This window comes from Variovorax sp. JS1663, from assembly GCF_002157355.1.
Lineage (GTDB): Bacteria > Pseudomonadota > Gammaproteobacteria > Burkholderiales > Burkholderiaceae_C > Variovorax.
Genome location: NZ_LYMK01000093.1, coordinates 1 through 8077, shown reverse-complemented (window position 1 = coordinate 8077; position 8077 = coordinate 1). Strand labels below are relative to the sequence as shown.

The 8077-nt window shown below is 70.1% G+C and carries 8 protein-coding genes; 1 reads left to right on the top strand and 7 read right to left on the bottom strand.

What is annotated here, in order from left to right; translation table 11 throughout:
• Positions 1-124: 124 nt before the first annotated feature.
• The 5 genes from A8M77_RS34495 to gtdA all read right to left on the bottom strand — a co-directional run bounded on the left by A8M77_RS34495 (position 125) and on the right by gtdA (position 4966).
• Complete coding sequence (locus A8M77_RS34495; RefSeq protein WP_443273579.1) at positions 125-1105, bottom strand: Bug family tripartite tricarboxylate transporter substrate binding protein; 981 nt, start codon at positions 1103-1105, stop codon at positions 125-127.
• A gap of 197 nt (positions 1106-1302) precedes the next feature.
• On the bottom strand, positions 1303-2523 hold the full coding sequence (locus tag A8M77_RS34490; protein ID WP_086925979.1) for a 3-hydroxybenzoate 6-monooxygenase: 1221 nt from the start codon (positions 2521-2523) through the stop codon (positions 1303-1305).
• Positions 2520-3164, bottom strand: coding sequence for a maleylacetoacetate isomerase (gene maiA / locus A8M77_RS34485; protein ID WP_086925980.1), 645 nt, complete (start codon positions 3162-3164; stop codon positions 2520-2522). The genes A8M77_RS34490 and maiA overlap by 4 nt, the downstream gene beginning before the upstream one ends.
• A gap of 17 nt (positions 3165-3181) precedes the next feature.
• Positions 3182-3886, bottom strand: a complete 705-nt coding sequence (locus tag A8M77_RS34480; protein ID WP_086925978.1) for a fumarylacetoacetate hydrolase family protein — start codon at positions 3884-3886, stop codon at positions 3182-3184.
• 30 nt (positions 3887-3916) lie between these two features.
• Positions 3917-4966 (bottom strand): gentisate 1,2-dioxygenase, encoded by a 1050-nt coding sequence (gene gtdA, locus A8M77_RS34475; RefSeq protein ID WP_086925977.1) that lies wholly within the window; start codon positions 4964-4966, stop codon positions 3917-3919.
• A 113-nt stretch (positions 4967-5079) separates the two neighbouring features.
• Between gtdA and A8M77_RS34470 the strand changes: the two genes are divergently transcribed.
• Positions 5080-5994 (top strand): LysR family transcriptional regulator, encoded by a 915-nt coding sequence (locus A8M77_RS34470; RefSeq protein WP_086925976.1) that lies wholly within the window; start codon positions 5080-5082, stop codon positions 5992-5994.
• Here the strand turns inward: A8M77_RS34470 and A8M77_RS34465 are convergent.
• Positions 5985-6845, bottom strand: coding sequence for an isocitrate lyase/PEP mutase family protein (locus tag A8M77_RS34465; protein WP_086925975.1), 861 nt, complete (start codon positions 6843-6845; stop codon positions 5985-5987). The genes A8M77_RS34470 and A8M77_RS34465 overlap by 10 nt on opposite strands.
• An 11-nt stretch (positions 6846-6856) precedes the next feature.
• On the bottom strand, positions 6857-7810 hold the full coding sequence (locus A8M77_RS34460; RefSeq protein WP_192871720.1) for a tripartite tricarboxylate transporter substrate binding protein: 954 nt from the start codon (positions 7808-7810) through the stop codon (positions 6857-6859).
• Positions 7811-8077 lie beyond the last annotated feature (267 nt).

Sequence of the window (8077 nt, the reverse complement as noted above, 5' to 3'; positions counted from 1 at the left end):
CGCGAGATGGGCGATGTAGTCGCTGGGGTGGTAGTAGCTGATGTACTGCAGGGCGGCGGCGACCGACTCGATCAGGTCGGCTTGCTGGATGAGGGTGCTCATCGGGGTGCGCAGCGCCTCGCGTTCAATCCAGGCTGATGTTGCCGCGGCGCACCAGCTTGTCGTACAGCTCGGAGCGCAGCTCGACCTGGCGGCGGATCTCCTCGGGCGGCCAGTCCAGCGCCTCGAAGGCGAAGGTGTCGAAGCGCGCACGGATGTCCGGCTCGGCGATGGCCTTCGCGATGTCGGCGTTGATCTTCTGCGCCACCGCCGGCGGCAGGCCCTTCGGCGCCGCCAGCACGACGAAGCCGTTCACGTCCAGCGTGGGCGGCCCGCCCGCTTCGGCGACCGTCGGAACGGCCGGCATCTGGGGAACGCGCCGCGGCGCCGCCACGGCCAGGTAGCGCAGCTTGCCGGTCTTGTAGATGCCCTGGCTGGAAGGCAGCGTCGCGAAAGCCCAGGGAATCTCGCCGGCGCCGACGTTCGCATAGAGCTGGGACACCTCGCGAAACGGCACGTGCTGCATGCGCGTTCCGCTGAGCACTTCGAGCTGCTGCGCGCCCAGGTGCGCCGGGCTGCCGACACCCCACGAGCCGTAGCTCAGCGCCCCCGGGCTGGCCTTCGCGCTGGCGATGAGGTCGGCCATGTTCTGCCATTTCGACTCGGTGGGCACCGCGACGAAGAAGGGCGTGCGAAAGAAGGGCGCGATCGCGTCGAAGTGCTGGAGCGGCACGAAGTTCTTCGACCTGTACAGGTGCGGCAGCGCGGCCATGTGCTCGCTGTCGAGCTGCAGCAGGGTGTAGCCGTCCGCGGGCGCGCGCTTCACCGCGTCGATCGCGATGAAGCCCGCGCCGCCCGGCCGGTTGTCGACCAGCACGCGCTGGTTCCACTGCTTCGCCAGCTTGTCGGTCACGAGCCGCAGCACGGCGTCGGGGCCGCTCCCGGCGGCGAAGGGCGTGACGATGGTCACCGGCTTGGCCGGGTACTCGGCGGCCTGCCCTCGCACGTCGAAGGTCGCGGCGAGGGTGAGGCATGCCATCAGGGCGGGCAGGAAGGCTTTGGCCATGTCGGAGGTCTCCGTTGTTGTCGTGGGTGGGATGTCAGAAGCTGTGAATGAATCCGGCGCGCCCGAGCAGCCCGTCCAGGCGGCGCCAATCGAGGCGCAAAGCGCAGCCGTAGCTCGTGCTACGGCGAGCATTTGCAACGAAGAGTGGCGCCGCCTGGGCGGGATGAGCGGGCGTGGCGGGTTCGTTCACAGCTTCTTCAGTGGGCGAGGCAGCGCTCCGGACGCCAGCCGTAGAGCCATTCGAGCGCGTCGTAGAAGCGTTCGGCGCTTCGCCCGGCCCACAGCGTGTTGCGCACCAGCCGCTCCACGCCCGAGGAATGGCAGAGGCGGCCGAACTCGCGCACGGACAGAACGACCCGCGCGGTGCGGGCCACGCGCGCGGACTCGTAGCGGCGGAACGCCGCCGGCCAGTCCACCACGCCGCCGCCTTCGGCGCGGCACGCGCTCGCCGCCCGCCCGAGCGTGACGGCGTCTTCCAGCGCCATGCACGCGCCCTGTGCGAGGTACTGCATCATCGGGTGGGCCGCGTCACCCAGCAGCGTGGCACAGCCCTCGCTCCAGCGCGTCACCGGGTCGCGATCCGCGGTGCTCCAGCGGCGCCAGCTGCGGGGCAGATCGAGCAGGCGGCGCGGACGCGCGTCGATGTGCCGGAAGTAGGAAAGCACCTCGTCCTGGCTGCCGTCCGTCACGCCCCATTGCTCCTCGTCGCGGCTGTGGAAGGTGACGACGAGGTTGTACTGCTCGCCCCCGCGCAGCGGGTAGTGCACCAGGTGGCAGTCGGGGCCGGCCCACACCACGGGCGCGTTCCAGCGCATGTCCGCCGGCATGTCCGCCACCGGCACGACCGCCCGGTAGACCACGTGGCCCGAGACGCGCGGCGCATCGCCGACCAGGCGGTCGCGCACCACCGATTTCACGCCATCACAGCCCACGAGCGCACTGCCCTCGAAGCGGCGGCCATCGGCGGTGCGCACGGCGACAGGGCCATCGATGCGGTCGATGGCGGCGATGCGCGCGCCGACGTGCACCCGCACCAGCGGATGCTCCGCCGCGGCCGCGTGCAGCGCGGCATGCAGGTCCGCGCGGTGGCTGACCGCATAGGGGTTGCCGAAGCGCTCACGGAAGGCCGTGCCGACCGGGATCGACGCGACCTCGCTGCAGTCGACGGCATCCATCATGACCATGCGCTCGGTGAACACCGCGGCCCGGCGGACCTGTTCGCCGACGCCGAGGGCCTCTAGGGCGGCGAAGGCGTTGGGTCCGAGCTGCAGGCCCGCGCCGATCTCGCCGATCGTGGCGCTCTGCTCGAACAGCTCGACCGGCTGGCCCTCGCGCGCCAGGGCCAGCGCGCACGCCATGCCGCCGATGCCGCCGCCCGCGACCAGAACGGGGGCTTCGATCGTGCTGCGGGCCGTCATTCGGCATCCACCTGCGCGGCGGGCGCCGCGCTGCGGAACGCGGACATCTGCATCAGATGCGCGTCGATGCGTTCGATGTGGGGAAAGGCCGAGATGTCGACGTTCAGTCGCCGGGCATTGGCGACCTGGGGCACCAGGCAGCAGTCCGCCAGGGTCGGCGCGTCGCCGAAGCAGCAGCGGCCGGAGCGCCCGTCGCGCGCCAGGCGCTGCTCCAGGGCGGCAAAGCCGAGCTGGATCCAGTGGGCGATCCAGTCCTGCTTCTGCGCCGGCGACACGTGCAGCGTCCCTTCGAGGTACTGCAGCACCCGCAGGTTGTTGAGCGGATGGATCTCGCAGGCCACGTGCGCCGCGATGGCCCGGACCCAGGCCCGCGCGTCCGGCGCCGCGGGCAGCAGCGGCGGCGTCGGGAAGCCCTCCTCCAGGTATTCCAGGATCGCGAGCGATTGCGTCAGCAGCGCATCGCCGGTCTTGAGCATCGGGATCAGGCGCTCCGGGTTCAGGTCGCCGAAGCCGGCCGTGAGATGTTCGCCGCCGCCGCGGCGCAAGTGGACCGGCAGCGTGTCGTAGTCCAACCCCTTGAGGGCCAGGGCGATGCGCACGCGGAAGGCCGCGGAACTGCGAAAGTAGCTGTAGAGCTGCATCATGGCGCGGTCCTTCCTCAAGCGATGCGGGCCGCGAGCGGCGCGAGGCCGTCGATGCGAAGCGCCAGCGTCTGGCCGGGCGACACCGCGCCGACGCCCTCGGGCGTTCCGGTGAAGACCAGGTCGCCGGCCTCGAGCGCGAACAGGGCAGAGAGCCGGGAGATGATCTCCTCGACCGACCAGATCAGGTGCGCCGTCGTGCTCTGCTGGCGCACCTGGCCGTCGACCTCTAGCACCAGCGAGGCGCCGTCCAGCGCGCCGACATCCGCACGGCGGCGCAGTGGGCCGATCGGCGCGGAATAGTCGAAGGCCTTGCCGGTTTCCCACGGGCGTCCCTTGTCACGCGCAGCGATCTGCAGGTCCCGGCGTGTCATGTCCAGGCCGGCGGCGTAGCCGTAGATGTGCTGCGCGGCCTGCTCGACCGCGATGTCGCGCCCGCCCTGGCCGATGGCGACCACCAGCTCGGCCTCGTAGTGGTAGTCCCCGGTCTGCGGGGGATAGGGCAGCGTCGCGACCGTGCCGGCCGGCACCGGCACCACCGAGGCGTCGTCGTTCGGCTTGCAGAAGAAGAAGGGGGGTTCGCGCGACGGGTCGAAGCCCATCTCGCGCACATGGGCCGCGTAGTTGCGGCCGACGCAGTAGACGCGGCGCACGGGAAAGAGCGCGTCGGTGCCGTCGACCGGCAGGCCGACGACGGGGGAAGGCGGAATGACGTAGGGCATGAAGGCTGGAGGTGAGGTGGAAAGGGGGCGTCAGTGATCGAGGCGCTGTTCCCGGTGCATGGCCAGCGCCTCCTGCACGGGACGGTCGGAATAGCTGAACAGGACCACGTCCTGCTCGGCGTGCAGGCGCAACGTGGCCCAGGAAGGAACGACGAAGGTGTCCTTGGGCGCGAAGTCCAGGCGCTGACCGGCGATCTCCGCGGTCCCGCGGCCTTCGACCACGCTGTAGATCGCGCCGTCGGTGGCACGCGCCCCCTTGCCGCGGAAGCCGCGGGGCAACAGCTGCAGGTAGGTGGCGATGGTGGGCATGGGCGCGCCGCCGGTCAGCGGGTGCACGTAGCGCAGCTTCCAGCCCTCCCATGCATCGGGCGCTTCGCGCTGCTGCAGGGACGCGAGCGCCTCGCGGCTGCGCGAATAGGGGTAGCTGAAGATGGGCGAGCTCGCGCCGCGGTGCAAGTGCCGCACCGGCACCATGTTGTGGCCGTAGCGCGCAAAGCTCGTGCCTTCGCGCCGGGTCAGGGCATGGGTGCGCTCGTCGCCATTCTCCGCGAAGCCGGCATCGAGGAAGCGGACCAGCGGCACGTCGAGGCCGTCCAGCCAGATCACGGGTTCGGGCGACTCGCCCGCGACGCCCTCGTTGCCGTGGTCGTGCCAGGTCCAGGCGGGCGTGATGATGAAGTCGCCGGGGTGCATGGTGGTGCGCTCGCCGTCCACCGCGGTGTAGGCGCCCCGGCCGTCGACGATGAAGCGCAGCGCCGATTGCACGTGGCGGTGCGCGGGGGCGATCTCGCCCGGCATGATGAGCTGCAGCCCGGCGTAGAGCGATTGCGTCGCCGACGAGCGGCCGGCGAGGCCGGGGTTCTCCAGCACCAGGACCCGGCGCACCGCCTCCTCGGCGGTGATCAGGCCGGCGGACTCCATCAGCAGCGGCTTCACATCGGCAAAGCGCCAGAGCACGGGCACGCATGGCGATGCGGGCTCCTGCGGCACGAGGTCGTGCAGTTGCTCCCAGAGCGGAAAGAGGCTGAGCTGGCGGATGCGCTCGTAGTAGGCGCGCCGGTCGGCGGCAAGGGCGTTCATGTGCGGGGGTCTCCTGTTGGCCGGGATTCTTCGGGGCAGGCGCTATCTCCACAACAGAAGGGCGCGATACTAGGTATCGAGAATTTCGATAGTCACGACGACGGAGGACGACCATGGCATCCCTCGATCTCGACTGGATCGCGGTCTTCGATGAGATCTACAAGACGGCCAACGTGTCGCGCGCGGCAGAGAGGCTGGACATCACGCAGGGCGCGGCGAGCACGGCGCTGAATCGCCTGCGGTCGTATTTCGACGACCCTCTTTTCAGCCGCACGACGCGCGGGATGATGCCGACGCCGCGCGCCCAGGCGCTGCACCCCATCCTGCGTGCGGTGCGCGAGGGCATGGAATCGGCCCGCGAAGGGCTAGGCGCCTTCGTCCCGGCCCAGGCGCAGCGCACCTTCCGCATCTGCATGACCGACATCAGCGAGGTCGTGCTGCTGCCCGTGCTGATGAATCACCTGCGCCTGGCCGCGCCCCGGGTGACGGTGGACGTGGAGAAGATCTCCCCGGAAAGCCCGCGCCGGCTGGAGGACGGCGAGGTCGACCTGGCGGTCGGGTTCATGCCGCAGCTCGACGCCGGCTTCTACCAGCAGGTGCTGTTCGGGCAGAACTTCGTCTGCATCGTGGCGGCCTCGCACCCGCGCATCGGCCAGCGCATGACGAAGGCGGCGTTCGCGCGCGAGCAGCACGTGGCGGTCTCCACGCCGGGCACGGGCCATGCCATCGTGGACCGGCTGCTGGCCCGCGCGGGCGTGAAGCGCCACATCGGGCTGCGCGTGCCCAGTTTTCTCGGCGTCGCGGCCATCGTGGCGAACACCGAGCTGATCGCGATCGTGCCCTCGCATTTCGCGGCGATGATGCACCGCCGGGAAAAGATCCGGATCCTGTCGACGCCCCACGCGCTGCCGGCCTACGACGTCAAGCAGCACTGGCACGAGCGCTTTCACTCGGACCCCGGCAACGCCTGGCTGCGGCGCACGATGGCGCAGCTGCTGGCGCCAGGGTCCAGCGCCTTTCACGCGTAGCGGCGCTCCAGCGCGTCCCATTCGGGCTTGCCGACCAGCCGCTGGCGCTCTGCGAACGGCGTGACCAGCGCCGGGTCTTCCCGCAACTGCTTGGTGTCGCGCAGGACCGTGAGCGCCTTCTGCATGCCGGCCACCGCGCCCTGCAGCGCCGCGTTGGCATAGAGCACGAGGCCGTAGCCGAGGCCGCCGAGCTCCTCGGCGCTGAAGATGGGCGTCTTGCCGCCGATCACCATGTTCATCAGCTGCGGGCGGTCCAGGCGCTGCGGCAGCGCGCGGATCTCTTCCGCAGTGGTCACGGCCTCGACGAACAGGATGTCGGCACCGGCCTCGGCGAAGCGCTGCGCGCGCTCGATCGCGGCCTCGAAGCCGTGCACGGCACAGGCGTCGGTGCGCGCCAGGATCAGAAGGTCCGCGTCCTGCCGCGCATCGGCGGCCGCCTTGATCTTGCTGACGGCTTCTTCCGTCGGGATGACGTCCTTGCCGGCGAAGTGGCCGCAGCGCTTGGGCGCAACCTGGTCCTCGAACTGGATGCAGTCGGCGCCCGCGCGCTCCAGCGTGCGCACGGTGTGGCGCACGTTGAGCGCGTTGCCGAAGCCGGTGTCGGCGTCCACGATCAGCGGCAGGCTCACCGCGTCGCGGATGCGCGCCGTGTGGTCCGCGATCTCGGCCAGGCCCATGAAGCCCTGGTCCGGCAGGCCGAACCACATGTTGGTGACGCCGGCGCCGGTGACGTAGAGGGCCTCGAAGCCCAGGTCCTCGATGACCCGGGCCGAGAGCGCATTGAAGGCGCCCGGGACGACGACGCCGCGGCGAGCCTGTGCCAGGGCACGCAGTTGTTGCTTGGTGTTCATTCCGGGGCGTCTCACTTTTCCTGCATCTGCGCGGCCTTGACGATCTCGCCCAGGCGCTTGCGTTCGGCATCGACGAACTGGATGAACGCCGGGCGCGTGCCGCCGATGGGCTCGATGCCGACGTCCTTGAGCTTCTTCGCGGCAGCCGGGTCGCGCATGGCCTTGTCCACGGCGGCGGCAACCTTGTCCAGGATGTCCTCGGGCGTGCCGCGCGGCGCATGCAGGCCGGCCCAGTGCGCGATCTGCAGGTCCGCGAAGCCCTGCTCGACGGCGGTCGACAGCTGCGGGTAGGCCGAGATGCGCTGGGTCCAGGTGGTGGCGAGCGGCTTGAACTTGCCCTCGCCCCGGATGTGCGGCAGCGCGATGATGCTGGCCTCGGAGGTGCCTTCGACCTGGCCGCCGAGCACCGCGGTCGTGCTCTCCGAGCCGCTCTTGTACGGCACGGGCTGGAGCTTGGCGCCGTACTTCACGTTGAGCATCTCGGCGACGAAGTGCGGCGTGCTGCCGGTGCCGGCGGTGGCGAAGTTGAAGCCCTGGTCCTTCCTGGACGCCTCCACGAAGTCGCGCAGGTTGTTGTAGGGCGCCGACTTGGGCACCACCACCACCGAGGGCGCCAGGCCGATCATGGCCACGGGCACCAGGTCCTCGTCCTTGAAGGGCAGGGACTTCTTGATCATGCTGTTGGAGATCACGCCGGCGGCGCTGATCAGGAAGGTGTAGCCGTCCGGCGCGCTCTTGGCCACCAGGTCGGCGCCGAGCGAGCCGCCCGCGCCGGGCTTGTTGTCGATGATCACCGGCTGGCCCAGCACCTTGGCGGCGCCCTCGGCCGCGGCACGCGCCATGAGGTCGTTGGCGCCGCCCGCGGAGAAGGGGACGACGAAGCGGATGGTCTTGGCGGGCCAGGCCTGGGCCTGCGCGGCCAATGGCAGCGCGCAGGCCAGCAGGGCGGCGGCTGCGCAGGACAGGGCGGAACGGCGATGGGATTTCACGGGCGGTCTCCTGGGTGACGTGTTGAACGGCGTGCGCTGCACGCTGGCCCCTGGTTTTGCGCAAGCGTCGTGCCACGCTGCCGGTGCCTCCTTCCTCAGCTCTAAGCCATTGATTCAACAAGCATTTCCCGCATTTCGGCCTCGTCGGCTTGAACGGCTTCGTTTCAAAGTTGTTTCACTACTGAGACAATGCGATTCGCTGAAATGAACATCCTCCTGCCCGCCCCCTCCCCGGCGGCACCC

Excerpts from the sequence above, each read along its gene's own strand:
- A8M77_RS34495 (WP_443273579.1), bottom strand. The coding sequence starts at position 1,105 with ATGGCCAAAGCCTTCCTGCCCGCCCTGATGGCATGCCTCACCCTCGCC.
- A8M77_RS34490 (WP_086925979.1), bottom strand. The coding sequence starts at position 2,523 with ATGACGGCCCGCAGCACGATCGAAGCCCCCGTTCTGGTCGCGGGCGGC.
- maiA (WP_086925980.1), bottom strand. The coding sequence starts at position 3,164 with ATGCAGCTCTACAGCTACTTTCGCAGTTCCGCGGCCTTCCGCGTGCGC.
- A8M77_RS34480 (WP_086925978.1), bottom strand. The coding sequence starts at position 3,886 with ATGCCCTACGTCATTCCGCCTTCCCCCGTCGTCGGCCTGCCGGTCGAC.
- gtdA (WP_086925977.1), bottom strand. The coding sequence starts at position 4,966 with ATGAACGCCCTTGCCGCCGACCGGCGCGCCTACTACGAGCGCATCCGC.
- A8M77_RS34470 (WP_086925976.1), top strand. The coding sequence starts at position 5,080 with ATGGCATCCCTCGATCTCGACTGGATCGCGGTCTTCGATGAGATCTAC.
- A8M77_RS34465 (WP_086925975.1), bottom strand. The coding sequence starts at position 6,845 with ATGAACACCAAGCAACAACTGCGTGCCCTGGCACAGGCTCGCCGCGGC.